21 protein-coding genes and 1 tRNA gene are annotated in these 23,432 nt (G+C 71.9%); 10 read left to right on the forward strand and 12 right to left on the reverse strand.

Features of this window, described 5'->3' with window-relative positions; translation table 11 throughout:
• The first annotated feature begins 7 nt into the window (after positions 1-7).
• The 3 genes from STRBO_RS0135485 to STRBO_RS0135495 all read left to right on the forward strand — a co-directional run bounded on the left by STRBO_RS0135485 (position 8) and on the right by STRBO_RS0135495 (position 1,896).
• Entirely contained in the window at positions 8-604 is a 597-nt protein-coding gene (locus tag STRBO_RS0135485) for a roadblock/LC7 domain-containing protein (protein ID WP_005485737.1), read from the forward strand.
• A gap of 14 nt (positions 605-618) precedes the next feature.
• The gene (locus STRBO_RS0135490; RefSeq protein ID WP_005485738.1) at positions 619-993 is read left to right on the forward strand and encodes a roadblock/LC7 domain-containing protein; all 375 of its coding nucleotides are present in this window, start codon (positions 619-621) and stop codon (positions 991-993) included.
• A 183-nt stretch (positions 994-1,176) separates the two neighbouring features.
• Positions 1,177-1,896 (forward strand): lipoprotein, encoded by a 720-nt coding sequence (locus STRBO_RS0135495; RefSeq protein ID WP_005485739.1) that lies wholly within the window; start codon positions 1,177-1,179, stop codon positions 1,894-1,896.
• An 85-nt stretch (positions 1,897-1,981) separates the two neighbouring features.
• Here the strand turns inward: STRBO_RS0135495 and STRBO_RS0135500 are convergent, their stop codons facing one another.
• From STRBO_RS0135500 to STRBO_RS0135510, 3 genes are all read right to left on the reverse strand, one after another.
• Positions 1,982-2,548: a hypothetical protein gene (locus STRBO_RS0135500; protein ID WP_086016375.1), complete on the reverse strand. Its 567-nt coding sequence runs from the start codon at positions 2,546-2,548 to the stop codon at positions 1,982-1,984.
• Between the two features lie 156 nt (positions 2,549-2,704).
• Positions 2,705-3,565, reverse strand: a complete 861-nt coding sequence (locus STRBO_RS0135505; protein ID WP_020115600.1) for a MurR/RpiR family transcriptional regulator — start codon at positions 3,563-3,565, stop codon at positions 2,705-2,707.
• Complete coding sequence (locus tag STRBO_RS0135510; protein ID WP_005485744.1) at positions 3,565-5,175, reverse strand: aromatic amino acid ammonia-lyase; 1,611 nt, start codon at positions 5,173-5,175, stop codon at positions 3,565-3,567. The genes STRBO_RS0135505 and STRBO_RS0135510 overlap by 1 nt, the downstream gene beginning before the upstream one ends.
• A 297-nt stretch (positions 5,176-5,472) precedes the next feature.
• On the opposite strand from STRBO_RS0135510, the gene STRBO_RS0135515 reads away from it, so the two are divergent.
• Positions 5,473-5,925 (forward strand): hypothetical protein, encoded by a 453-nt coding sequence (locus STRBO_RS0135515; protein ID WP_078531641.1) that lies wholly within the window; start codon positions 5,473-5,475, stop codon positions 5,923-5,925.
• 461 nt (positions 5,926-6,386) lie between these two features.
• Here STRBO_RS0135515 and STRBO_RS0135525 read toward each other — a convergent pair whose 3' ends face one another.
• Positions 6,387-7,775, reverse strand: a complete 1,389-nt coding sequence (locus STRBO_RS0135525) for a cystathionine beta-synthase (protein ID WP_005485746.1) — start codon at positions 7,773-7,775, stop codon at positions 6,387-6,389.
• A 157-nt stretch (positions 7,776-7,932) separates the two neighbouring features.
• On the opposite strand from STRBO_RS0135525, the gene STRBO_RS0135530 reads away from it, so the two are divergent.
• From STRBO_RS0135530 to STRBO_RS0135540, 3 genes are all read left to right on the forward strand, one after another.
• Positions 7,933-9,012, forward strand: a complete 1,080-nt coding sequence (locus STRBO_RS0135530) for an SGNH/GDSL hydrolase family protein (RefSeq protein WP_202500072.1) — start codon at positions 7,933-7,935, stop codon at positions 9,010-9,012.
• A gap of 393 nt (positions 9,013-9,405) precedes the next feature.
• Positions 9,406-10,623 carry an acetyl-CoA C-acetyltransferase gene (locus STRBO_RS0135535; protein ID WP_005485748.1) on the forward strand — a complete coding sequence of 406 codons (1,218 nt, stop codon included), beginning with the start codon at positions 9,406-9,408 and terminating at the stop codon, positions 10,621-10,623.
• A gap of 301 nt (positions 10,624-10,924) precedes the next feature.
• Positions 10,925-11,707: a hypothetical protein gene (locus STRBO_RS0135540; protein WP_005485749.1), complete on the forward strand. Its 783-nt coding sequence runs from the start codon at positions 10,925-10,927 to the stop codon at positions 11,705-11,707.
• 19 nt (positions 11,708-11,726) lie between these two features.
• Here the strand turns inward: STRBO_RS0135540 and STRBO_RS0135545 are convergent, their stop codons facing one another.
• Positions 11,727-12,038: a hypothetical protein gene (locus STRBO_RS0135545; RefSeq protein ID WP_028797029.1), complete on the reverse strand. Its 312-nt coding sequence runs from the start codon at positions 12,036-12,038 to the stop codon at positions 11,727-11,729.
• A 103-nt stretch (positions 12,039-12,141) separates the two neighbouring features.
• On the opposite strand from STRBO_RS0135545, the gene STRBO_RS0135550 reads away from it, so the two are divergent.
• Positions 12,142-12,372: a DUF4287 domain-containing protein gene (locus tag STRBO_RS0135550; RefSeq protein ID WP_005485751.1), complete on the forward strand. Its 231-nt coding sequence runs from the start codon at positions 12,142-12,144 to the stop codon at positions 12,370-12,372.
• Positions 12,373-12,472: 100 nt separating this feature from the next.
• Here STRBO_RS0135550 and STRBO_RS0135555 read toward each other — a convergent pair whose 3' ends face one another.
• Complete coding sequence (locus tag STRBO_RS0135555) at positions 12,473-13,354, reverse strand: Bax inhibitor-1/YccA family protein (RefSeq protein ID WP_005485752.1); 882 nt, start codon at positions 13,352-13,354, stop codon at positions 12,473-12,475.
• Between the two features lie 291 nt (positions 13,355-13,645).
• Positions 13,646-13,728, reverse strand: a tRNA-Leu gene (locus STRBO_RS0135560).
• A gap of 608 nt (positions 13,729-14,336) precedes the next feature.
• Here STRBO_RS0135560 and STRBO_RS0135565 point away from each other — a divergent pair.
• Positions 14,337-15,107 (forward strand): ABC transporter ATP-binding protein, encoded by a 771-nt coding sequence (locus STRBO_RS0135565; RefSeq protein WP_020115605.1) that lies wholly within the window; start codon positions 14,337-14,339, stop codon positions 15,105-15,107.
• 83 nt (positions 15,108-15,190) lie between these two features.
• Positions 15,191-17,728 (forward strand): ABC transporter permease, encoded by a 2,538-nt coding sequence (locus tag STRBO_RS0135570; RefSeq protein ID WP_005485754.1) that lies wholly within the window; start codon positions 15,191-15,193, stop codon positions 17,726-17,728.
• Positions 17,729-17,831: 103 nt separating this feature from the next.
• Here STRBO_RS0135570 and STRBO_RS0135575 read toward each other — a convergent pair whose 3' ends face one another.
• The 5 genes from STRBO_RS0135575 to STRBO_RS0135595 all read right to left on the reverse strand — a co-directional run bounded on the left by STRBO_RS0135575 (position 17,832) and on the right by STRBO_RS0135595 (position 23,313).
• The gene (locus tag STRBO_RS0135575; RefSeq protein ID WP_005485756.1) at positions 17,832-19,133 is read right to left on the reverse strand and encodes an SAM-dependent methyltransferase; all 1,302 of its coding nucleotides are present in this window, start codon (positions 19,131-19,133) and stop codon (positions 17,832-17,834) included.
• Positions 19,134-19,468: 335 nt separating this feature from the next.
• Positions 19,469-20,854 (reverse strand): NAD(P)/FAD-dependent oxidoreductase, encoded by a 1,386-nt coding sequence (locus STRBO_RS0135580; RefSeq protein WP_005485758.1) that lies wholly within the window; start codon positions 20,852-20,854, stop codon positions 19,469-19,471.
• Positions 20,855-21,291: 437 nt separating this feature from the next.
• Positions 21,292-22,233: a Ppx/GppA phosphatase family protein gene (locus STRBO_RS0135585; protein WP_005485760.1), complete on the reverse strand. Its 942-nt coding sequence runs from the start codon at positions 22,231-22,233 to the stop codon at positions 21,292-21,294.
• The gene (locus STRBO_RS0135590; protein ID WP_005485761.1) at positions 22,230-22,772 is read right to left on the reverse strand and encodes a DUF501 domain-containing protein; all 543 of its coding nucleotides are present in this window, start codon (positions 22,770-22,772) and stop codon (positions 22,230-22,232) included. Before STRBO_RS0135590 ends, STRBO_RS0135585 begins: the two co-directional genes overlap by 4 nt.
• 28 nt (positions 22,773-22,800) lie before the next feature.
• Positions 22,801-23,313 (reverse strand): FtsB family cell division protein, encoded by a 513-nt coding sequence (locus tag STRBO_RS0135595; protein WP_005485763.1) that lies wholly within the window; start codon positions 23,311-23,313, stop codon positions 22,801-22,803.
• Between the last annotated feature and the right edge of the window lie 119 nt (positions 23,314-23,432).

Genomic DNA, 23,432 nt, shown 5'->3' on the forward strand with positions numbered 1-23,432 from the left:
ACTGCTCATGGCCGCGGAGGCCGAAGTCCTCGACGAACTGCACCGGTTGAGGGCTCGTGTACCCCAGCTGACCGGCGCCCTCGCGGCCAGCGTGGACGGGCTGGTCCTGGCCCACGACACCCCCGGCGTGGAGCCGGAGGGCCTGGCGGCGCTCACCGCCGCCGCGCTCGGCGTCGCCGTGCGGATGACGGACACCGCCGGCCGGGGCGAGCTGCGCGAACTGCTGCTGCGCGGCGACCACGGCTATGTGGCGACGTACGCGGCGGGCTCCTCCGCGGTGCTGACCCTGCTGGCCCAGGACCGGGTCAACGTGGGCCGGCTGCACCTGGAGGGCCGCCGGGCCGGCGGCCGGATCGGTGAGCTGATGGACGCCGCGCCCCGGCCCGACGAGGCGGCCACGGCCGAAGCCCGGCCGGTCACCAGGAACCCGGCCCGTGCGGTGGCCCGGACCACGAGCACGAGCGCGGCCACGGCCGCCGCCTCGTCCGCGACACCGGCCAAGGCCACGGTCAGGTCGACCATGCCCCGCCGCACCCCCCGGGCCACCCCCTCACGCACCACCCCCCGAACCACTCCCAACGCACCTACCACCACTGAGAGTTGAAAGGACCACACACCATGGCCAACACCGAGACCGCGCTGAAAGAGGCCCTCGCGTCCATCGAGGGCGCGACCGGCGCCGCCCTGGTCGACTACACCAGCGGCATGGCACTGGGCACGATCGGCGGCAGCAAGGGGTTCGACCTCACCGTCGCCGCCGCCGGGAACACCGACGTCGTCCGCGCCAAGCTGCGCACCATGGAACACCTCGGCCTCAAGGGCGAGATCGAGGACATCCTGATCACCCTGTCCGACGCGTACCACCTGATCCGACTGATCACCGGCCGCGGCGGCAACGGCCTCTTCCTCTACCTGGTCCTCGACGCCAAGCGGGCCAACCTGGCGATGGCCAGGCACCAGCTGAAGCGGATCGAGGCGGAGTTGGAGGTCTGACCCGGCCGACATCGGGCTCTGGCGGCGCGCCCCACCCGGGGAGCGCCGCCGAGCACGTTCCCCGGCGGCGGCGAGCCGCCACCGCCCGGGCCCAGCGGCCCAGCCCCGCCCCCATCCCGCACACCCGTGCGAACGGCGCCCGTCCCTCTCCGTTAGCGTGTCCGCCCGGACCAGGAGAAGAGGATGACAGTGGGCAGAGCGGTACGGGGGACGGCGCTGGCGCAGTTGGCGCTGTTGGCCGGGGTCCTGACGGGGTGCTCGGACTCGGCGGGGGACGGCGGCGAGAAGCCGTCGGCGAGCGCCGGCAGGTCGGCGGACGCGGGGTCCGAAGCAGGGGCGGAGTCGTCGGCGGACGCCGTCAAGAGCGGTGGCAGCGTCGGCGCGGCCGGTTCCGCCTGCGAACTGCCGGTCACCTTCGCGACCGCCGAGAAGTGGCGGCCGGAGGCGATCGAGACCGGGGCGCCCGACGGTGGGAGCGGCTCCGAGGAGGACGAGCCGGCGGCCGAGCTGGCCGAGGGCCTTCTGCGCCAGGGCCCGTTCACCGCCGCGTGCGAGATCGACGCCAAGCCCGCCGGGAACATCGGCTTCATCCGCGTCTGGACCGGCGAGGCCGGTGCGAAGGGCGGGGACGCGGAGGCGCTGCTCAAGAAGTTCGTGGCGGCCGAGGGCGACACCAGCAAGGCCCGGTACCGCGCGTTCTCCTCGGACTCGGGCGTCTTTGGCGCCGAGGTCGAGTACCTCTACACCAGCGAGGCACTGGAGGAGACCAAGCAGGAGCGGGCCTTCCTCACGGTCACCCCGAAGGGCCCCGTCGTCGTCCACCTCGGCGGCCTCGACACCGAGGAACACGAGGAGATGCTCCCGGCGTACGAGCTGGCCAGGCGGACCCTGAGCACCGGCTGACGAGCCGCCCGGACCGTTTTCGGGCGGAGCCGCGGCACGTCCTGACACCCGGACCCGGGCCGGGTGGGCACCCGGCGGGAGCGGTCTACCGCCGCCCGCCGCCGGGCGCCGCGTCACCCGCGCCGAGCCCGGTGACCCGGTATCCGCCCACCAGCGTGCCCGTGGGCCCGCCGCCCCGTGCGGACAGCCGGTCCACGGGCACCCAGTGGAGCCGGCCCGCGGCGAGTTCACGGCGGCCGAGCCAGGCCGCCTTGAGGCGCAGGCCGGTGCCGAGTCCGGCGAGGAGCAGGCCGCCCGCCGCGGGGAGCGCGAAGGACGAGCCGAGGGCGAGCGCGAAGGCGAGCAGCAGCCACCAGCGGTGACCCCGGCGCCAGTTGCGCAGGGTCACGGCACGGTCCTGGAGGACGTCGTGCTTGCCGGCGCGCACGGCCGCGCGCTCCGGCGCGAGATACCGGCCGCGCCGGGCCCACGCCACCGCGCCGGCGGCGACGAGGAACAGCGCCGCCCCGGCCAGCACACCGATCCGCCGGCCGGTCAGCCCCGGCGGCACCACCCCGGCCCCCGCCGCGACCACTCCCAGCCACCACAGCGGCGCCGCCCCGGCCCGCACCACCACGGCCACCCGAGCAAGCCCCTGCCCTCCGCGCGCCACGCTTCCCCGCCTCCCGTGAACCCGACGTCGTACGACGATCGCCGGCACGCTATCCGGCGAACGTGAAACACGTCTGAGAATCGCCGGAATCCCCCGGCCGGGAGCGGCCGGGAGGGGCCAGGAGCGGCCGGGAGGGGCCAGGAGCGGCGGGGAGGGCTACTCGACGAACAGGCCCCTGCTCGCCGCCCTCGCGTCGAACTCCTCCAGTCGGGCCTGGGCCTCCGGCAGGTCGTCGCACATGGCCTCCAGGAGCACCCGGCCCAGCAGCATCGGGGCGCAGGCGGTGTCGAAGGCGAGCCCGGTGCCGACGGCGGCGGGCAGCAGCAGGTCGGAGACCTTGGCGACGGGCGCGAACGCGGAGTCGGCGACGGTGACGACGAAGAGGCCCGCCTCCTTGGCGTACGCCAGGGTCTCGACGACCTCGCGCGGGTGCCGGGGCAGCGCGAAGCAGAGCAGGGCGCTCGCGCCCGCGCGTACGGCCGCGTCGATACGGTCGTGCAGCATGCTGCCGCCCTCGTGCAGCAGCCGTACGTCGGGGTGGACCTTGGCGGCGAAGTAGCCGAAGCCGTACGCCTGGGAGGCCGCGGCCCGCAGTCCGAGCACCGGCAGCGGGCGGGACGCGGCCAGCAGACGCCCGGCCCGCGCGACCGGCCCGGGGTCGGCGAGCACCTCGGCCAGATGCCGCAGGTTCTCGATCTCGGCCTCGACGGCCTGCTGGTACTCGTTGTACGCGGTGGTGTCCGGGGCGGGCTCGGCGGGCGCGACGTCCCGCAGGTGCCGGCGCAGCGCCGGGTAGCCGTCGAAGCCCAGCGCCACCGCGAAGCGGGTCACGGACGGCTGGCTGACCCCGGCCAGCTCCGCCAGTTCGACGCTGGACAGGAACGGCGCGTCTGCCGCCCGCCGCACCATGCTGTGGGCGATGCGCCGCTGTGTGGGCGTCAGCCGGTGGCCCTCGAAGAGCGCCTGCAGCCGCGCGGCGGGACTGTCCGTCACGCCCGTGCCCTTGTCCGCGCTCATCACGCGCTCCCCCTCGGTGGATCCGCCTGGACGTCCGTCCAGATCTCGGTGAACCGGTCGAGCAGTACGGCCGCCGCGCTCACGTCGGCCGTCAGCGGCCGGTCGGCCGGGTCCGCGTCGAGCACGGTCTCGGCCAGTTCCAGCGCCCGTCCGACGGGCAGTGCGGGATCCGGCCGCAGGTCCCGTTGGCGCAACGCCCGCACCGCGGCGACCAGTTCGCAGCCGACGACCAGCCGGTACGCGCCGCACGCCCGCAGCGTCTGCCGGGCGGCGAGCGAGGCGAAGCTGGCCTGTTCCTCGACGCCCCGGGAGAGTACAGCGTGCCCGAGCGACGCGGGTGCGGAGAAGGCCCGCAGATCACCGAGGGCGGCTCCGGCGGCGTACTCCAGGATCATCACGCCCGAGGAGGCCGGCTCGTGATCGGCGAGGAAGGGGCGCAGCCGGGTGTACGCGGGCTCGTTGAGCGAGGAGAGCCGGGAGGTCGACAGCCGCGCCACCTGTGTCACGGCGAGTCTGAAGTGGTCCAGGGCGAGGGCGAGTTGGGCCTGGTAGAAGCCGCCGTGGTGGTAGGCGGCCATGTCCTCGGGGCAGATCAGGGGGTTCTCCGCCGCCGCGTTGATCTCGATCTCCAGGACGCCCTCCAGCGCGTCCGCCGCGTCCAGCGCGGGCCCGTGGATCTGCGGCAGGCACCGGAAGCCGTACGGGTCCTGGATCCGGCCCAGCGGGGGCGTGGGCCGGTCGGACGCCCCGATCAGCTCCCGCATGCGCCGAGCCACCTCGCCTGACCCCCGGTGGGGGCGCGCGAGGTGCACGGGCGCCGCGTACGCCTCGTGCGAGCCGTCGACGGCGAGCAGCGACAGCGCGGCGACGACCTGCGTGGCGGCGATCAGGCCCCGCAACTCGTGGAGCGCGAGCACGGCCTGTCCGAGGGTGAGCGCGTTGCTGCTGATCAGCGCGAGGGCGTCGTTGTTGTCGAGCGGCTGCGCCTCGGGCACCCCGGAGCCGGCCTCGAACCGCGCCCCGGCCGCCCCGCCCGCCCGTGCCCCGCCCACCCCCGGCCCACGCCACGGATGCTCCCCCGCCAGTGCCAGCCCCATCTGGGCCAGCGCCGCGATGTCTCCCGTACCCACGGATCCGAACTCGTTCACCACGGGGTACGCCCCGCTCTCCAGCGCCTCGCAGAGCGCCGTGACCACGCTCGGCCGCAGCCCGGCGCCGCCCGCGAGCAGTTGGTTGGCGCGGACGGCGAGCATGGCCCGGACCTGCCGGGCGGGCAGTTCCTCCCCGATGGCCCCCGCGTGGCTGCGCAGCAGCCGCAGACCGTGTTCGGCGGCGGCCTCGGTGGGCACGTCCTCGCTGCGGTTGGCGCCGACGCCGGTGGAGCGGCCGTACACCCGTCCGGTCGCCGCGATCTGCCGGGCGGCGTCCCAGGACTCCTCGACCCGGCGCATCGCCTCACTGCCGGGCACGGGCCGCGCGCTCCCGTCGGCGAGCCGGACGATGTCGGCGACCCCGACGGCATGCCCGTCGAGGACGACGAGACCGGCCGGAACGGCCGCCACGGCGACGGCGGGGGCGTCCGACGCGCCCACGATCGGAGAGGACTTCACCGCAGCCTCCAGCCCCGTACGGACACCGGGCGCTCAGACACCGGATATTCAGACACTGAGAACTCTGCATGAGGCTATACAGGCGGGGCAAGAGATGCCGGGCAGGGAATGCCGGACACCACGAACCCGGCACAGGAACGGGCGCACAGGAGCGGTCGCCCAGGAACGGGCGGGCAGGCACGGGCGGGAGCGACGACGCGCCGGGAGGGCGGGGCCTGGCCACGGCGGGAGACCGGTGCGCCAACAGGGGGGCTAACCCCAGTGCCAGGCGCCCCCCGGCTCCCTACCGTGAAGAGCATGACCGGTATGGATGCTCGTGACACCCGGCTCGGGGACACCGAGCTGAAGAAGGAACTCTCCGCCACCCTGCACGCCCGCCGGGAGCTGGGCGAGGACTACGAGTCCGCGCTCGTCGACTCGTTCCTGGAGAAGGTCGACCAGCGCATCGACGGGGCGGTGGACCGCCGGGTCCGGCGTCAGGTCGCCGAGCAGCAGATGGTGGTGGCCCGGGGCAGCGGCGCCCCCAAGTCGACGTCGACCGACGGCTGGGGCGAGCGCTACGGCTTCGGCGTCGTCTCGCTCGTCGTCGCCATCCCGCTGTCGGGCATCGGCGGCGGCGTGGCCGACCTGCGCGGCCTCTTCGTGACCTGGGCGGGCATCGTGGGCGTGAACCTGGCCTGGGCGCTGCGCGGTTCGTCGGCCCTGCGCCGGCGCGGGGGAAAGGGCGGCGACCCGGACTGGGAGGGGTGACCCGCACAAGGTTTCGGAACGAGCCCGGAAGAGGTCTGCGCGGGGACCGCCGCACCCCCGTGTGACGGGGGGCGGGACGACGGCGGTCCCCGCGGGGGACGCGGGCCGGGTCAGGACCGGGCTTACGCGTCCATGGCGTCCATGGAGGTCCGGGAGCCGCTCCGGAGGTCCTTGACGCCGTTTTGGTTGTCGGCCGGGGCGGGGAGCCGCTCCCGCCCTGCCGACACCCACCAATGTGCCGGACCCGTGTTAAGCGAGTGCTGCGCGGACGTGACGCGCTCGTACCACTTCTGCGAAGTCAAACCCCCACCTCGCAACAATTTTCGACACAGGGGGCCCTTTGCGGGCATTTCGCCTCCGCGTGCAGGGTTCGGCACGTCCGGCGTCCGGCTCCGGCACGTCCGGCGCCCGCCCGTTCGGCACGTCCGGCGCCCGGCACGCCGCCGCCGGCACTCCGGCCGCTACACCCCGCCCTTGGCGAGGAACGCGAGCAGGTCCTGCCGGCTGACGACACCGGTCGGCTTGCCCTCGACCAGCACGATCGCCGCATCCGCCCTGCCGAGCACGGACATCAGGTCGCCCACCGGCTCACCGGAGCCGACCTGCGGCAGCGGCGCCGACATGTGCTTCTCCAGCGGGTCGTCGAGCGAGGCGCGCTGGGTGAACAGGGCGTCCAGCAGCTCCCGTTCGACGACGGACCCGACCACCTCGGCGGCCATGACGTCCGGGTGCCCGGCGCCGGGCTTCACGATCGGCATCTGCGAGACGCCGTACTCGCGCAGCACCTCGATGGCCTGGCCGACCGTCTCGTCCGGGTGCATGTGGACGAGGGAGGGGATGGCGCCGTGCACCTTGTCGTTCAGGACGTCGGCGACGCGGGCGCTCGGCCCCTCGTCCTCCAGGAAGCCGTAGTCGGCCATCCACTCGTCGTTGAAGATCTTGCTGAGGTAGCCGCGCCCACTGTCGGGCAGCAGGACGACGACCACGTCGTCCGGGCCGAGCCGCTCGGCGACCCTCAGCGCGGCGACGACCGCCATGCCGCAGGAGCCGCCCACGAGCAGGCCCTCCTCCTTGGCCAGGCGCCGGGTCATCTGGAAGGAGTCCTTGTCGGACACGGCGACGATCTCGTCGGCGACGGTCCGGTCGTAGGCGGTCGGCCAGAAGTCCTCACCGACGCCCTCGACGAGGTACGGCCGTCCGGAGCCGCCGGAGTACACGGACCCCTCCGGGTCGGCGCCGATGACCTGGACGCGGCCGTCGCTGGCGTCCTTCAGGTAGCGGCCGGTGCCGGAGATGGTGCCGCCGGTGCCCACGCCCGCCACGAAGTGGGTGATCCGGCCCTCCGTCTGCTCCCACAGCTCAGGGCCGGTCGAGTGGTAGTGGGAGAGCGGGTTGTTCGGGTTGGAGTACTGGTCCGGCTTCCAGGCGCCGGGCGTCTCGCGGACCAGCCGGTCGGAGACGTTGTAGTACGAGTCGGGGTGCTCGGGGTCGACGGCCGTCGGGCAGACGACGACCTCGGCCCCGTAGGCCCGGAGCACGTTGATCTTGTCGGTGCTCACCTTGTCGGGGCACACGAAGATGCACTTGTACCCCTTCTGCTGCGCCACGATGGCGAGCCCCACGCCAGTGTTTCCGCTGGTGGGCTCGACGATCGTGCCGCCGGGCAGCAGCTCGCCGCTCTTCTCCGCCGCCTCGATCATGCGCAGCGCGATGCGGTCCTTCACGGAACCGCCGGGGTTGAAGTACTCGACCTTGGCCAGGACGGTCGCCTGAATGCCCTCGGTCACGCTGTTGAGCCTCAGCAGCGGGGTGTTGCCGACGAGGCTGATCATCGAGTCGTGAAATTGCACCGTTGTCTCCGGAGCCGCAAAAAGGGATGGTCGTAATGTTCCGCCAGCCTAAGCCCCACCCTCACTCTTCTCCTCCCTGTTCACCCGCCGTCGGGATTGGCCGAGGGCAGGTACGGGGCAATGAGTGGGTACGGGTACGAGGAGGTGGCGGCGACGCATGACGAGGATGTCGAGAGCACGGGTGGCCCGCCGCATCGCGGCGGGCGCGGCGTACGGCGGGGGCGGCATCGGGTTGCTGGGCGCCGCCGCCATGGGTGTGCTGCTGGCCGAGGTACGGATGGCCAAGCGGGTCGTGGGCAACGGGCACAGCCCGCACCCGCCGAGCGCGGAGGGCGTGTACGGCCACACGCACGGCAGCCGGTACGGCCGCGCGTACGGCTACGACTCGTACGGCAGTTCGTACGACGCCCCTGACGATCCCCCGCTCCGCCTCGTCATGCTCGGCGATTCCACGGCCGCCGGCCAGGGCGTGCACCGCTCCCGGCAGACGCCGGGCGCCCTCATCGCCTCGGGGCTCGCGGCGGTGGCCGAGCGGCCGGTGCGGCTGCGGAACGTGGCCCTGCCGGGTGCCCAGTCGGACGACCTGGACCGCCAGGTCGCGCTGGTGCTGGAGGATCCGGCCCGGGTTCCCGACGTGTGCGTGATCATGATCGGGGCGAACGACGTCACCCACCGGATGCCCCCGACCCGGTCCGTCCGTCACCTCTCGGCGGCCGTACGGCGCCTGCGGACCGCCGGGGCCGAGGTGGTGGTCGGCACCTGTCCCGACCTCGGCACGATCGAGCTCGTACAGCAGCCGTTGCGCTGGCTCGCCCGCCGGGCCTCGCGGCAACTGGCGGCCGCCCAGACGATCGGAACGGTCGAACAGGGCGGCCGCACCGTGTCGCTGGGGGACCTGCTCGGCCCCGAGTTCGAACAGAACCCCCGGGAGCTGTTCGGCCCCGACAACTACCACCCGTCCGCCGAGGGCTACGCGACCGCGGCGATGGCCCTCCTGCCGACGGTCTGCGCGGCGCTGGGCCTGTGGCCGGCGGACGAGGAGCGGCCGGACGTCAGCCGCCGCGAGGGTTTCCTGCCGGTGGCCCGCGCGGCCGCGGAGGCGGCGTCCGAGCCCGGCACCGAGGTGACGGCGGCGATGCCGACGGGGCCGCGTGGACCCTGGGCCCTGCTCAAGCGGCGGCGTCGGCGGCGGGTGCCGGTGTCGGACCCGGCGCCGGACGCCACGGCGGAGGCGTAGCCGGGCGCCCAGTGGGCCGGGGCCGGCGCGGTGGTCGGGCGACTGCGGGTGCGTGGGGGCTGATCGCGCGGTTCCCCGCGCCCCTGAAGGACCAGGCCCCCACGCCCCTGAAAGGCCAGGCCCCCTGCCGGCCTGAAAGCGTCAGGCCCGGTCGGCCGGAAAGCAAGGGGCGCAGCCCCTGCCTTTCAGGGGCGCGGGGAACTGCGCGAGAAGCCCTACCGGACCCGCGCCCGCCGACGAACCCGGGGCCCCGAGCCATGAGGCGCCCCCGCCAAAAAGCAAGCGCTTAGAAAAGTGCGGTCGGAGTCACACTCGACTACCCGTGACCCCGCCCATACGTACGGGTAACTTCCCCCACAGCCCTGCTTTCCGTCGCATGCCAATGGAGCCGTGATGCCCGAAGCCGTGATCGTCTCAGCCGCCCGCTCCCCCATCGGCCGTGCTTTCAAGGGCTCGCTGAAGGATCTGCGCCCGGACGACCTGACCGCCACGATCGTCGCCGCCGCCCTCGCGAAGGTCCCGGAGCTGGACCCGAGGGACATCGACGACCTGATGCTCGGCTGCGGCCTCCCCGGCGGCGAGCAGGGCCACAACCTGGGCCGTATCGTCGCCGTGCAGCTGGGCATGGACCACCTGCCGGGCTGCACGGTCACCCGTTACTGTTCCTCCTCGCTCCAGACGTCCCGTATGGCCCTGCACGCGATCAAGGCCGGCGAGGGCGACGTCTTCATCTCCGCGGGCGTGGAGGTCGTCAGCAGCACCGCGCGCGGTACGAGCGACATCCCCACGGCCCGCAACCCCCTCTTCGGCGAGGCCGAGGCCCGCACGGAGGCCGTCTCCAAGTCGGTCGGCGCGTCCTGGCACGACCCGCGCGAGGACGGCCTGCTCCCCGACCCGTACATCGCGATGGGGCAGACCGCCGAGAACCTGGCCCGCCAGTGGGGCGTGACCCGCGAGGACATGGACGAGTTCGGCGTCCGCTCGCAGAACCTCGCCGAGGAGGCCATCGGCAAGGGCTTCTGGGAGCGCGAGATCACCCCGGTGACGCTGCCCGACGGCACGGTCGTGAGCAAGGACGACGGCCCGCGCGCGGGTGTCACCCTGGAGGCCGTGCAGGGCCTCAAGCCGGTCTTCCGCGAGGACGGCCTGGTCACCGCCGGCAACTGCTGCCCGCTGAACGACGGCGCCGCCGCGCTGGTCATCATGTCCGACACCAAGGCGCGGGACCTCGGACTCACCCCGCTCGCCCGGATCGTCTCCACCGGCGTCTCCGGCCTCTCCCCCGAGATCATGGGCTACGGCCCGGTGGAGGCGTCGAAGCAGGCCCTGTCCCGTGCGGGTCTCACCGTCGGCGACATCGACCTGTTCGAGATCAACGAGGCCTTCGCCGCCCAGGTGATCCCCTCCTACCGCGACCTGGACATCCCCCTGGACAAGCTGAACGTGAACGGCGGCGCCATCGCCGTCGGCCACCCCTTCGGCATGACCGGCGCCCGCATCACCGGCACGCTCATCAACTCCCTCCAGTTCCACGACAAGCAGTTCGGCCTGGAGACGATGTGCGTCGGCGGCGGTCAGGGCATGGCGATGGTCATCGAGCGCCTCAGCTGAGACCGGCCCACCGCCCGCACGCGGAGCCGTGACTGTTCGAACGCGCACCGCGATGTCATGGCCCGGAGTCCCGATTTCCCAAGGGCTCCGGGCCGTTTTGTGATCCAATCTCCCCCAGGATGTGACCTATCTCCCTTCGGGGAGGGATTTACGCAGGTCAGAGTCGTTTCACCACCAAACATCGAGCCCAGATTCCTGCCCGATTCGTGACGTTACGCACTGACAGCTGGTTAGTCCGCCCTTCAAGCTGATGTAGGAAGTCGGGGGTCGACTTTGAACCGGGAGTACGTCAGTGAGCGCTATGCCGATCGCCTTGCTGCTCACCACGGCCGCCACCGCGGCCGTGGGCGTCGCCGTCCTGCGCACCCTCACGGGGTTGCGCCGACAGGTCGCCGCCCTGCGCACCGAGCTGGCCGAGAGCCGGGCCGCCGGGGTGCGCGCGCCGGTGCCGGCCGCCCGGTCGGCCGGCGACACGGAGGAGATACGCGCCGCCGTCGCCGAGGCACTCGCCGAGGAGCGGGAGCGTGAGCTGGCCGAGGCGAGGGCTTTCTGGGCCGCCCAGGAGTCCCGTGACGTCTCCGACGCGCCCTCCCTGCTGGGACTGCCCGACAGCGACCTGTTCATGCCCCGGCAGTCCGACTTCGCGGGTCTGGAGCACCTGGAGCCGGTGATCGAGCCGAGCCTGGAGGGCGACGAGTACGCCCCGGACTCGGCGGAGCTGGCCGCGGCCCGCCGCCGGCACCCCTCGCACCCCGACTTCGTGCCGGTGCAGTCACCCGTCACCAACGACCACGAGCGCACGGTCGCCTGCCTGGAGGACCTCGCCGCCTCCCGCACCGAGCTGGCCGACGTCCGTCCCGGTCCCCTCGGCACCCTCGACGTCTATGTCTTCGCCGACGGCACCACGCTCTGCATGACCCCCGGCCACCGCGAGACCGCCGAACGCCTGGCCACGGCCCTCCAGAGCGGTGCCACCCCGGTCCTCCTGGGCGGCTCGGGCATCTCGGGCGCGTACACCCTCACGTTCGAGTGCGGCGACGACATGGTCTACATCCTGGCGGACCGGGTCATCGCGTCGCTGTAGAGGGCGCCGCGGCCGCGCCTCACACCCCGGCGCGCCGCTGAGCCTCCTCCACCAGCGCCACGGCCTCCGCCACCGCGTTCTCGTCGCCGAGCACCAGCGCGAGATCGTTCCCGGCGACCATGACCTGATCGGCCGCCGCGAACATCCCCACGTCGGGCATCTGGCGGGCGTCCGTGCCCGGCGCCTCCAGCCGCTGGGCCCGCAGCGCCATCTCCCGGGCCAGCGCCAGCGCCTCCGCGGCGGCTCCCCGCTGCAGCCGGCTCTGCGGTGCGGCCCGCAACCGGTCGGCGAAATGGTCCACGGCACGGGTCAACGGCGTCGTATCAAGCACGCCGCGAGAGTACGCGCCCTCGCCGGACTGTTGCCAACAGGCCGCCACTCAGGCAACGTGACCTGAAGGACCGGCTTACATTCCCTTTCGTCCGGAGGCGCCGATGTCCCAAGTCTTCTCCGAGGAGACCCATCGCAACCTGCTCGCCCGCATCCCCCATTGCACCGGTCGTGAAGTCTCCGACTGGCTCCGCAAAGTCGACGAAGGCCCCGCTCTCCCCAATTTCGAGGAGAAGGTCAGCTGGCTCCGGCACGAGTACGACCTCGCGTACGGACACGCCAAAGCGATCGTTCACGAGTACGACCTGAGGAGGGCCGCGCGGAAGTTCCGTTGAAGCCGCCGAGAACCTGTGAAGGGCCCCCGAACCGGCTGGTTCGGGGGCCCTTCGACGCACGCGCGGGGGGCGGATCAGTCCCGGCCCCAGAGCGTCACTCCTAGTCGTCGCCGCTGAAGATGGCGACCAGGCGGAGCATCTCGACGTAGATCCACACGAGGGTCATGGTCAGGCCGAACGCGGCCAGCCAGGCCTCCTCGCGCGGGGCGCCGTAGGCGATGCCGTCCTCGATCTGCTTGAAGTCGAGGGTGAGGAAGAAGGCGCCGAGCAGGATCGCGAGGATGCCGACGATCGCGCCGAGCGGGCCCATGCTGCGCAGTCCGCCGTCCGGGGCGACCCCGAAGACGACGAGCAGCAGGTTGACCGCCATGACCAGGATGAAGGCGATCGCGATGGTCATACCGATGCGGGCGTACCGCGCGGTGACCCGGATCCAGCCCGCCTTGTAGACCAGGAGGGTGGCACCGGAGACGGCCATGGTGCCGAGCACCGCCTGGAAGGGCGCGCCGCTCCACCGCGAGTTGAACATCTCGCTGAGCACGCCGAGGAAGACACCCTCGAAGGCCGCGTACGTCAGGATTAGCGCGGGCGAGGCCTTGCGCTTGAAGGACTGCACCATCGCCAGGACGAAGGCGATGAGCGCGGCGCCGATGGCCAGGCCGTAGCTCGTGGGCGACACCGGCAGGAGGGCCCAGGCGAGGGCCGCGCCGACGACGACCGTGCCGAGCGTCATGGCCGAGCGCATGACCACGTCGTCCATGGTCATGGCGCCCGTGCGGGCCGGAGCCTGCGGCGGGACGCCGTGCTGCACGTCCTGCTGGGCGTACGGGTTGGTCGCGTACGGGTTGCCGCCCTGCTGGGCGTAGGGGTTGCCCTGGGTGCCGACAGCTGCTCCCCCGGCCTGCGGCGCGGTGTTGAAGCCCGCGTGGCCGTTGTCGCGGCTGAACCCCCGTCGCGAGAAGACCGGGTTGCTGCTCCTCATTTCACTCCTCCATGGCCACCCTGCGTGGCCTTGGCTCAAGAGTAATAGGTAGGCAAAGGATTGACTCTACTGCTTGGGGAGGATCTTTCCCTGCCCTTGTCATCGAACACGCTACGCGTCCAGGTGATTCCCCGGCCCGCCCGCCCTCACCCATGACCAAGCCGGTACGGGCCCGCAACCGTCCGGAGATCAACCACGGCCGCGCCCACACCGTCACGCGCCTCCCGGGCGCGGCTCACCCGAGGGCGACCTGTGAGAATGTGAGCGAAAATGTGCGATTTTGGTCGGAGGTGCCCGGAACCGGACTTGAACCGGTACGCCCGCGAGGGGCAGCGAGGTTTAAGCTCGCCGTGTCTGCATTCCACCATCCGGGCAGGCCATGGGCTCCGCGCTCAGCTTCCGAGCCTATCGGGAGGCTTCCCCCGAACAGTCGACCGGCGGACCGATGTTGTCTTATTTTATTGACGTCTGAGGGTGCATCAGCCCACGGAACACGCCATCCGCACTTGCCAGTAGCCTTCCGGACGGCCCGACCGGGCGTATGCGGAATGACGGAATTTCACCGCCCGAACGAGCGCCCCACCGAGGACACGCGCGGTGACGCGACGACTCTGGTCGGTCATGACGGTCCGCGAACGGGATCTGACGGCCCCTCGAATCGGACACGAACCCCCAGCGGGCTTGGCCACAACGGCCCGGCGGCCCGGTCACAGCGACCCGGCGCGCGCCGGTGGTCACGGCCGACGGCCCGCTCCCCGGTCGGACCCGGCCGTCATCCCCAGGTATGACGCGCCGCCCGCCCGTCCGTCAGAAGTCTGCCCCCGGAACAAGGACAGCGGCTGACTACACGGCGCCGTCGCGTCGGGACGATGGAGGCATCACGAAGCGAACGGCTTCCGGCATGCCGCGCGGCACGATCCGGCGCGCGCCGGCCGTCTCTCCGCCTCCTCGACCGTCGTCGCCCCGCAAGGAGTTCCCACCCGTGACCACCACTCCCCTCGCCGACCGGGCCACCGTCGTGGCCGCCCGCGCCACGGAACTGTCGAAGGTCTACGGACAGGGCGAGACCCGGGTGGTCGCGCTGGACCAGGTCTCCATCGACTTCCGGCAGGCCCAGTTCACCGCGATCATGGGCCCTTCGGGCTCCGGCAAGTCCACGCTGATGCACTGCGTGGCGGGCCTGGACACCTTCTCGGCCGGGTCCGTCCGCATCGGCGACACCGAGCTGGGTTCGCTGAAGGACAAGCAGCTCACCAAGTTGCGCCGGGACAAGATCGGCTTCATCTTCCAGGCGTACAACCTGCTGCCGACGCTGACGGCGATGGAGAACATCACCCTTCCGATGGACATCGCGGGCCGCAAGCCGGACAAGCAGTGGCTGGACACCGTGATCCGGATGGTGGGCCTCGCCGACCGGCTGAGCCACCGGCCCGCCCAGCTCTCCGGCGGCCAGCAGCAGCGCGTGGCCGTCGCCCGGGCGCTCGCCTCCCGCCCGGACATCATCTTCGGCGACGAGCCGACCGGAAACCTCGACTCGCGGTCGGGTGCCGAGGTGCTGGGCTTCCTGCGCAACTCCGTACGGCAGTTGGGGCAGACCGTGGTGATGGTGACGCACGACCCGGTGGCCGCGGCGTACGCGGACCGGGTCGTCTTCCTCGCCGACGGACGCCTCGTGGACGAGATCCACGAGCCGACGGCCGACTCCGTCCTGGACCGCATGAAGAAGTTCGACAGCAAGGGCCGTACGAGCTAGGGGAGTTCGGAGAGTCCGCCCGGCGGACAGCGCTCGACCACCCACCGTCCTCACCCCTTTGACCCCTGACAGGGAATCCACTCATGTTCCGTACCGCCCTGCGCAACGTGCTCTCGCACAAGGCCAGGCTTCTCATGACCGTGCTCGCGGTGATGCTCGGCGTCGCCTTCGTGTCGGGCACGCTGGTCTTCACGAACACCATCTCGGACGCGCTGCAGAAGAGTTCGGCCAAGGGCTTCGACCACGTGGACGTCGCGGTCCAGTCGGGGTACCGGCCGGACGAGGGCGACACCGTCGCCGAGCAGCCGAAGCTGACGCCCGAGCTGCTGAAGAAGGTCGAGGGGGTGCCCGGCGCCGAGTCGGCCATCGGTGTGGTGAGCGGGTTCGCCGCCCTCGCCGACAAGGACGGCAAGCTGATCGGCGGCGGCTTCCAGTCGCAGGGCGGGAACTTCTGGGGCACGGACGACCCCCGCTATCCGATCGAGGACGGCGCCGCACCCAAGGGCGCGGACGAGGTCGCCATCGACGCGGAGACCGCGAAGCGGGCCGGTTACGAGGTGGGCGACACCATCCGGATGTCCGTCGACGGTCCGGTCCTCACCCCCACCGTGGCCGGGATCTTCACGACCGACGACGGCAATGTGGCGGCCGGCGGCAGCCTCGCCCTGTTCGACACGGCGACCGCGCAGAAGCTGTTCCACGTCGAGGGCGAGTACGACGAGATCACCGTGACCGCGGCGGACGGCACCAGCCAGACCCAGCTGCGCAAGGCCGTCGACCAGGTGCTCCCCGAGGACACCGCGTCCACCATCACCGGCCGGCAGCTCGCCGACCAGCAGGCCACGCAGATCGCCGCCCAGATGAGCGGCATGAAGAACGCGCTGCTGGTCTTCGCCGGGATCGCCCTGTTCGTGGGCACGTTCATCATCGCCAACACCTTCACGATGCTCGTCGCCCAGCGCACCAAGGAGCTGGCGCTGCTGCGCGCGGTCGGCGCCTCCCGCCGCCAGGTGACGCGGTCCGTGCTGATCGAGGCGTTCGTGGTGGGCACGGTCGCCGCGGTCACCGGTCTCGCCGCCGGTGTCGGCATCGGCGCCGGGATGCGGGCCCTGATCAGCACCCTCGGCGAGACGGTCCCGGACGGCCCGCTGGTGGTCTCCCCCGGCACCGTCGTCACCGCCCTGCTGGTCGGCGTACTGATCACCATGGTGGCCGCCTGGCTGCCGGGCCGCCGCGCCGCGAGGATCCCGCCGGTCGCCGCCATGAGCAGCGTCCACGCGAAGGCGACGGCCAAGTCGCTCGTCGTGCGGAACACGCTGGGCGCGCTGCTGGCGGGCGCGGGCGTGGCCACCGTCCTGTACGCCACCACGATGGACGGCTCGGACGGCCAGGCGCCGATGGGCATCGGCGCGGTCCTCCTGATCATCGGTGTCTTCGTCCTCACGCCCCTCCTCTCCCGCCCGCTGATCGCCGCCGCGGCACCCCTCATGCGGGTCTTCGGGATCTCCGGCAAGCTCGCCCGGCAGAACTCCGTGCGCAATCCGCGCCGCACCGCCGCGACCGCCTCGGCGCTGATGATCGGCCTGACGCTGATCACCGGTATGACGGTGATGGCGGGCAGCCTGCAGCAGGCCATCGCCAGGATGGCCGCCGACGCGATCAAGGCGGACTACGTCGTCTCGATGACCAGCGGCAGCTACCTCTCCCCGGACGTGGAGAAGAAGCTGTCCGCCACCGAGGGCGTCACCGCCGTCTCCCCGCTGCGCAACGCCGAGTCCCGCATCGGGGACGAGACCGAGTACCTCACGGGCGTGAACGGCGCGGCCATCGGCAAGGTCACCGACCTGCCCGTCGACGAAGGGACGTTCAGGGTCGGCGGCTCGGACGTCGTCGTCGACGCGGACACCGCCGCCCGACGCGGCTGGAAGGCCGGCTCGGAGTTCACCGCCGGCTTCGAGGGCGGCGAGAAGCAGAAGCTGAAGGTCGCCGGGGTCTACGAGAGCAACGAAGTGATCCGGGGCATCCTCCTGGACAACGCCACGCTCTCCGGACGGCTGCCGGCCTCCGCCGACCCGGCCGACATGATGGTCATGGTCAAGACCTCGGCGGGCGCCTCCGACGCCACCAAGGACCGGCTGGAGAAGGCCCTCGGCGAGAACCCGGCGATCAAGGTCCAGAGCGGCCAGGACCTCTCCGACGACATCGCGCAGATGTTCACGCTGATGCTGAACATGCTCTACGGCCTGCTGGCCATGGCCGTGATCGTCGCCGTCCTCGGTGTCATCAACACCCTGGCCATGTCGGTCTTCGAGCGTTCGCAGGAGATCGGCATGCTCCGCGCGATCGGTCTCGACCGGCGGGGCATCAAGCGGATGGTCCGTCTGGAGTCGCTCGTCATCTCCCTCTTCGGCGGTGTCCTCGGCATCGGCCTCGGCGTCTTCTTCGGCTGGGCCGCCGGCGAACTCCTCGCCAGCAGGATGCCGACGTACGAACTGGTCCTCCCCTGGGCCCGGATGGCGATCTTCCTCCTGCTCGCCGCCACGGTCGGCATCCTGGCCGCGCTGTGGCCGGCCCGCCGCGCGGCGAAGCTCAACATGCTCTCGGCGATCAAGGCCGAGTAGCCGCCCGGGAGAAGTGGTGCCGACGTGCGGGGCCCCCGTTCCGGTGTGGAACGGGGGCCCTGCGCGCACCCCTGGACGGCCGTTCACGCCTCCGTACGGATCGTCAGGCGCCCCAGGTCCGGGCCCTGAGCGGGAGCCCCGACGCACCCCCTTCCGGGGGCCGTACGGCCAGTACCTGGTTGACGCCGAGGCGGTTGCGTTCGAAGCCGAGGGCGCAGGCGGCCATGTAGAGGCGCCAGACGCGGGCGCGGCCGGGACCGGCGAGGGCCACCGCCCGGGCCCACCCCGCTTCGAGGCGGCCGACCCACGCGCGCAGGGTGAGGGCGTAGTGCTCGCGCAGGGACTCCACGTCCCGGACCTCGAACCCGGCGCGTTCGAGCAGGGTGACGGTGGTGCCGAGGGGGGCGAGTTCGCCGTCGGGGAAGACGTACGCGTCGATGAAGCCGTCGAGGGAGTACGTGTTCTCGTCGGGCTGCGGGCGCCGTGAGATCTGGTGGTTGAGGAGCCGTCCGCCGGGGGCGAGCAGCCGGTACAGGTTCCCGGCGTACTCCAGGTACTTTTCGGCGCCGACGTGTTCGGCCATGCCGATGGAGGAGATCGCGTCGTAGGGCCCGTCGCCGACGTCCCGGTAGTCCTGGACGCGGATCTCGACGCGGTCGGTCAGGCCCGCGTCGGCCACGCGCTTACGGGCGTACGTCGCCTGTTCCTGCGAGAGGGTGACGCCGACGACGTGCGCGCCGTACTCGCGGGCCGCGTGCAGGGCCATGGAGCCCCAGCCGCAGCCGACGTCGAGGAGCCGCGTCCCCGGGGCCGGAGCGAGTTTGCGGCAGACGAGATCGAGCTTGTCGTGCTGGGCGGCTTCGAGGGTGGTGGTGTCGTCGGGGGCCGCCCAGTAGGCGCAGGAGTACACCATCGACGGGCCGAGGACGATCTCGTAGAAGTCGTTGCCCACGTCGTAGTGGTGGCTGACGGCCCGTCTGTCGGTGCGTCTGGTGTGCCGGTGGCGGGCGCGGACCTCCTCGCCGGGGGGTTCGGGCGGCAGCAGGACGGCCGGGCCGGCCAGCCTCAGCAGGTCCTTGACGGCCGCGCGGGACTCCGGGTCGCGCAGGGTACGGGTCAGGCTCCGGGTGCCCTCGTCCCGCTCCCAGACGTGCTCGGCCACGAGGTCCAGCAGGGCGTAGAAGTCCCCTTCGACGCCGAGGTCGCCGGCGACCCAGGCGCGGGCCAGGCCCAGTTCGCCCGGCTTCCACAGCATCCGGCGCAGGGCCCGGCGGTTGCGTACCACCAGGGTGGGGGCGTCCGGTGGGCCCGCCGTCGATCCGTCCCAGGCCCGCAGCCGGACCGGGAGCGGTTCTCCCGCCAGCTGCTCGAACAGGTTCCTCAGCCGCGACGCGGCGTCCCGCATGGCGCACACCTCCGTGACAAGAGATCCCGGAATGTCCAATGCCACGGTAATCACCTGCGGGGCTGTGCCGTATTCCCGCCGGAGGTGTGTTCTTCGGTTGCGGGTGGGTCACGGCCCTTCGGGACCGAAAGACACGGCCCTTCGGGCCCGAAAGGCTCGGGGCGCAGCCCCTGCTTCTCAGGGGCGCGGGGAACTGCGCGAGAAGCCCCCACCGGACCCGCGCCCGCAGACCGACCGCACCCCCCCGCGAACTCCCCCGCGAAACGCCGAAGGCCTCCCGCACCACGGATGGCGGGAGGCCCTTCGAGCAAGGAACAGCGCGGTGACCGGAAGGGTCAGGAGGCCTTGGCCTTCTCCTCGGTCTTGGCCGGGGCCGCGGCGACCGGCGCCGGCTTGGCCGCCTCGTAGAACTCCTCGCGAGGAGTCTCGATGGCGCCCAGGGAGACGACCTCACGCTTGAGGAACATCGCGAGGGTCCAGTCCGCGAAGACCCGGATCTTCCGGTTCCACGTCGGCATGGCGAGACCGTGGTAGCCACGGTGCATGTACCACGCGAGACGGCCCTTGAGCTTGATCTTCATCTTGCCCATGACGATCATCGCGACACCCTTGTGGAGGCCGAGGCCCGCCACCGCACCCTTGTTGGAGTGCGCGTACTCCTTCTGCGGGAAGCCCCGCATGCCGGAGACCACGTTGTCGCCGAGGACCTTCGCCTGACGCAGCGCGTGCTGCGCGTTCGGCGGGCACCAGGCGTTCTCGACGCCGGCCTTGCGGGCGGCGACGTCGGGCACCTGGGCGTTGTCGCCCGCGGCCCAGATGTAGTCGGTGCCGGTGACCTGGAGGGTCGGCTGGGCGTCCACGTGGCCGCGGGGGCCGAGGGGGAGGCCGTAGCGCGAGAGGACCGGGTTCGGCTTGACGCCGGCGGTCCAGACGATCGTGTTGGAGTCGACCTCCAGGCCGTTCTTCAGCACGACGTGGCCGTCGACGCAGGAGTCCATGGAGGTGTTGAGGTAGACCTCGACCCCACGGCCCTCCAGGTGCTCCTTGCCGTACAGACCGAGCTTGGGGCCGACCTCGGGGAGGATCTTGTCGGCGGCGTCGACGAGCACGAAGCGCATGTCCTCGCGGGACACGCTCTTGTAGTACTTCGCGGCGTCGCGGGCCATGTCCTCGACCTCGCCGATGGTCTCGGCACCGGCGAACCCGCCGCCCACGAAGACGAAGGTCAACGCCTTGCGGCGGACGTCCTCGTCGGTCGTGGAGTCGGCCTTGTCCAGCTGCTCCAGCACGTGGTTGCGCAGGCCGATGGCCTCCTCGATGCCCTTCATGCCGATGCCCTGCTCGGCGAGGCCGGGGATCGGGAAGGTCCGGGAGACCGCGCCGAGCGCGATCACCAGGTAGTCGAAGGGCAGCTCGTACGCCTCGCCGACCAGCGGGGCGATCGAGGCGACCTTGCGGTCCTGGTCGATGGTGGTGACCCGACCGGTGAGGACCTCCGCCTTCGGCAGCACGCGTCGCAGCGGGACGACGACGTGCCGGGGGGAGATGCTGCCGGCGGCGGCTTCGGGGAGGAAGGGCTGGTAGGTCATGTACGACCGGGGGTCGACGACCGTGACGGTCGCCTCGCCGTAGCGCATCTTCTTGAGGATGCGCCGAGCTGCGTACAGGCCTACGTACCCACCGCCTACTACGAGGATCCTGGGACGCTCCGTGGTGCTCATGCCATCGAGTATGTACCCGCCATCCGGGGGTCGCTCGTGCGCCCCTTCACAAGCTTCCTCGCACCCTCTGCTACACTGCGCGACCCCTTTGGCCCGAACCATGGCCCGCCAGGGGTACCGGCCGGGGGGTTTGCCCGTTGTCAATGCCGCGTGAACTGCCGTTCCGGCTCCCCGGAGGCCCTGGACCACGCCTCGGTTCCACACGGACGAGACCCCTGCGAAACCCCTGCGGGAACACCCTGTTGACCCCTCGGAGCCCTTGAAGGCTCTGCCCAGCCTCAAAACATCCCTCAACAGGGGCGATTCTCTTGTGAAGAACTTCACGAAGTTTCTCGGCGCCTGCTCGACGAGGGGCGCCGGGGCACCCCTCGGACGCGCTCATACGTTATCCGAACAGCTCAAGCGAGGCTACCGGCGAGTAGTAAAGCCGTGCCGGCCTACGCCACGGACCAGGCGATTCCGTCCAGAATGTCGTGTTCGCTCACCACGACCTCCGGCGCGCCGATCCGCTCCATGATCGAGAGGAGGACCAGGGCCCCCGCGGCGATCACGTCCACCCGCCCGGGATGCATCGAGGGCACCGCCGCCCGCTCGGCGTGCGTCGACCGCAGCAGCCACTCGGTGATCTCGCGGACGCGGTCGTGGGAGACCCGGGAGTGGTGGATGGCCACCGAGTCGTACGCGGGCAGGTCCTGGGCGATCGCGGAGATCGTGGTCACCGAACCGGCGAGCCCCACGAGGGTGTGCGCCTCCCGCAGGGGGACGTCCCGCTCGGCGAGGTCGAGGGCCGCCTCGATGTCGGCGCGGATCGCGGCGATCTCCTCCGGCCCGGGAGGATCGACGACGGCGCCGTCCCGGACGAGGTGCCGCTCGGTCAGCCGTACACAGCCGATGTCCACGGAACGGGCGCCGCGCACCCGCCCGTCCCCGACGACGAACTCGGTGGAGCCGCCGCCGATGTCCACCACCAGGTACGGCCGGGCCAGGTCGGTCAGCCCCGTCAGCTCCTTGGTCGCGCCGGTGAAGGAGAACTCGGCCTCCCGGTCACCGGAGATCACCTCGGGCTCGACGCCGAGGATGTCGAACACCCCCCGCACGAACTCGTCCCGGTTCTCCGCGTCCCGGGAGGCGGAGGTGGCCACGAAGCGGACGCGCTCGGCGCCCAGTTCCTTGATGACCGCCGCGTACTCCCGGCAGGCCCCGAAGGTCCGCTCCAGCGCCTCGGGCGCCAGCCGGCCGGTGCGGTCCACGCCCTGGCCGAGCCGGACGATGGTCATCCGCCGGTCCAGCTCCACCAGTTCACCGGTGGCCGGGTCGCAGTCCGCGACGAGGAGGCGGATGGAGTTCGTGCCGCAGTCGACGGCGGCGACCCGGGTCACTGGTCGTCCCCCTCGGAGGTCGCCGGCGCGGGCACCACGCACGGGCCCTTCGCCCACCACTGAGGCAGCATCGCGATCGCCTCGTCGCCCAGCGGGTTGACGCCGGGGCCGGCGGCCAGCGAGTGCCCCACGAGGACGTGCAGGCACTTCACCCGGTCCGGCATGCCGCCGGCGCTCGGGAAGCCCTCCAGGACCTCGATCTCGTCACGCCGGGCGATGTAGTCCTCGTGCGCGGCCCGGTAGGCGGCGGCCAGTTCGGGGTCCGTGGCCAGCCGCTGCGTCATCTCCTTCATCACGCCGTTGGCCTCCAGCGTGCCGATCGCGGAGGCCGCGCGCGGGCACGTCAGGTAGTACGTCGTGGGGAAGGGCGTGCCGTCCGGCAGGCGCGGGGCCGTCTCGACGACGTCCGGCTGCCCGCAGGGACAGCGGTGCGCGATCGCGCGGAGGCCGCGCGGGGGGCGCCCGAGCTGCTGCTGGAAGGCCTCGACGTCGGCGTCGGTCGGCTCGGTGCGCGGGGTGGTCGGCGGAGGGGTCTGCATATCCTGCTACTCAAGTCCTCGGTGTGGCTCATCGGTTCACGGTCACGAAGGTGGCCGCTCGGCTGTCGGCGGCGTCGGCCTTGTCGACCCCGTCCCAGACATTGGTGTACCAGGGGCGGTCGGCCGCCCCCTGTGTCGTACGGGACTGCTTCGCCGCGTCCGGGTCGATCATGGTGTAGCCGGTCTCGCCCGGCATCACGTAGTGCAGCCGCTCCCGGATGCGCTGCTCGGCGTACGCGTCGTCCTGCCAGCGCGCCTTGAGGTCGCGCAGCTCCTCGACCCGCTCGCGCGCCTCCTGGCGCTGCCGCTGCGTGTCGGCGATCTCGGCGCGCTGGGAGACGTACTGCCTTATGGGATAGGCGAGCGCCACGATCATCGAGCAGAGGACGAGGGCGAGCAGCGCGGCCCGGCCGGTCAGCCGGGAGCGACGGGCCTGGCGTTTGGTCTGCGAGCGGTAGACCCGGGCGGCCGTCTGCTCGCCGAGCACCTTCAGCCGGGTCGCGGTGGAGAAACGGTCCCGGTCCCGGTCCTTCACGGCCATGTCCCGCGCCCCTTCTTCCGCCTTCTCCCACGCGCACGCGCGTACGTCCCCGCACACGGTACGGGACCGGTACGGGGACGTACGTACGACTGGCGCGGGCTTGACCCTCAACGGGTCAG

This window comes from Streptomyces bottropensis ATCC 25435 (genome assembly GCF_000383595.1).
GTDB lineage: Bacteria > Actinomycetota > Actinomycetes > Streptomycetales > Streptomycetaceae > Streptomyces > Streptomyces bottropensis.